The 630-nt window shown below is 39.4% G+C and carries 1 protein-coding gene and 1 pseudogene; both read left to right on the forward strand.

Annotation, left to right across the window (positions count from 1 at the left end; all coding sequences use genetic code 11):
• Positions 1-199 (forward strand): annotated as a pseudogene (locus CBG25_RS05090) (IS701 family transposase); the annotation flags it as partial.
• A 26-nt stretch (positions 200-225) separates the two neighbouring features.
• Positions 226-630: transposase family protein (locus tag CBG25_RS05095; protein WP_290603697.1), on the forward strand; the 405-nt coding region annotated here is incomplete at its 3' end.

The raw sequence follows: 630 nt of genomic DNA on the forward strand, positions 1-630 counted from the left end.
CACTGGACTCGAAAAATGCCAATGTCGCAATGCTCGGATACAACGCAATCATATTGCATGTGCTTTTTTAGTCTGGACCCGATTAGCTCAAATTGCTCGAAGTACAGGCAAAACGCTTTATCGTATTAAGCGAGGATTGCTCGATGATTATCTTTGTCAGCAGCTCAAAAAGCCTACAATTATTATGCTATTTGCGTAAGTCCTATTAGAAAATAACGGTTTGAAATGATCAACAAAGAGCAGTTGTTACGAGATAATCGTTTATGTAAAGCAATCATTGGATTATCAGTCGAAGAATTGAAAAATTTAGCCGCTGAATTTTCAGCTTGTTATTTGATTTATCGGAAAAAGAATCGAAAAGCTCACGAGCGGCAGATGGGTGCAGGGCAGAAAGGATTTATCCCAACCCCATTAGATAAACTGCTTTTTATTTTATTGTATTTAAAATGTTATCCGACCTATGATTTGCAAGGACTTCTTTTTGGTTTAGATAGAACACGGGCATGTCGCTGGGTAAAAATATTATTGCCGGTTTTAGAGATGACCTTGGGGCGAGAATGTGTTTTGCCCGCTCGTCAAATTCGCTCTGCTGAGGAATTTTTTCGCGCCTTTCCTGGAGTTAAAGACGTC

It is taken from the genome of Arsenophonus sp. ENCA (assembly GCF_002287155.1).
GTDB classification, from domain to species: domain Bacteria; phylum Pseudomonadota; class Gammaproteobacteria; order Enterobacterales; family Enterobacteriaceae; genus Arsenophonus; species Arsenophonus nilaparvatae.